General features: G+C 33.7%; 1 protein-coding gene. It reads left to right on the top strand.

Annotated elements, in window-relative coordinates; translation table 11 throughout:
- Nucleotides 1-80: 80 nt before the first annotated feature.
- Nucleotides 81-1,044: MFS transporter (locus E1140_RS00210; RefSeq protein WP_155177950.1), on the top strand; the 964-nt coding region annotated here is incomplete at its 3' end.

The following is a 1,044-nucleotide window of genomic DNA, read 5'->3' as shown; positions in this document are numbered from 1 at the left end:
GAACAATAGTTTTTAAACATTAAAAAAATTGAAAGGCTTCCGTATATTGCGGAAGCCTTTTTTTATGTAAAATTTTATCAATGCAACTGAACAATTCTAAAGTTATCAATGCCTGGTGTATGTACGATTGGGCAAACTCGGTTTATTCATTAGTCATTACTTCAGCCATATTTCCAATCTACTATAATGCAGTGACTACAGGAGCTGATGGAAGTGATAGAGTTGACTTCTTTGGAATGGAGATATCTAATTCAGTACTCTACTCTTATTCACTTTCTTTCTCTTTTCTCTTTGTGGCTGCAATTCTTCCTATTTTATCAGGTATTGCTGACTACAGTGGAAAAAAGAAATATTTAATGAAGCTCTTTGTTTATCTAGGCTCATTCTCATGTATTGGTTTATATTTTTTTACAGGAGAAAATATTGAATGGGCAATATTATGCTCAGTCTTGGCAAGTATTGGGTATTCTGGAAGCTTAGTTTTCTATGATGCTTTTTTACCTGAAATAGCTACGGAAGACAGGTTTGATAAGATTAGTGCGAAGGGCTATTCTCTAGGATATATTGGTAGTGTCATTTTGCTTATTGTAAACCTTGTGATGATCGAAATGTTTGATGTTTTTTGGTTTGAAGATAAAGGAACTGCAACACGTTTTGCGTTTCTAATGGTTGGTGTTTGGTGGCTAGCTTTTTCTCAAATCACCTTCCTAAGGTTGCCTGATAATGTTCATAATCTTAAGCCTAAAAATAACGTGTTCACTGAAGGTTATAAGGAGCTTAAGAAAGTGTGGTTAGCTGTAAAGGGAGAAAGAATGACTAAGTTATTTCTATTAGCATTCTTTTTTTATAATATGGGTGTACAGACAGTCATGTATTTGGCGGCTACATTTGGTTCAAAAGAACTTAAACTTGACAGCGCCAAGCTTATATTAACTGTATTGATAATACAGTTGGTAGCCATTGGTGGAGCCTATTTATTCGCACATATTTCCAATATTAAGGGAAATAAATTTTCATTACTATTGATGGTCTTTATATGGATTT

The organism is Fulvivirga lutimaris, from assembly GCF_009711525.1.
Classification (GTDB): Bacteria; Bacteroidota; Bacteroidia; order Cytophagales; family Cyclobacteriaceae; genus Fulvivirga; species Fulvivirga lutimaris.
This window is presented reverse-complemented; position numbering and strand designations above follow the sequence as displayed.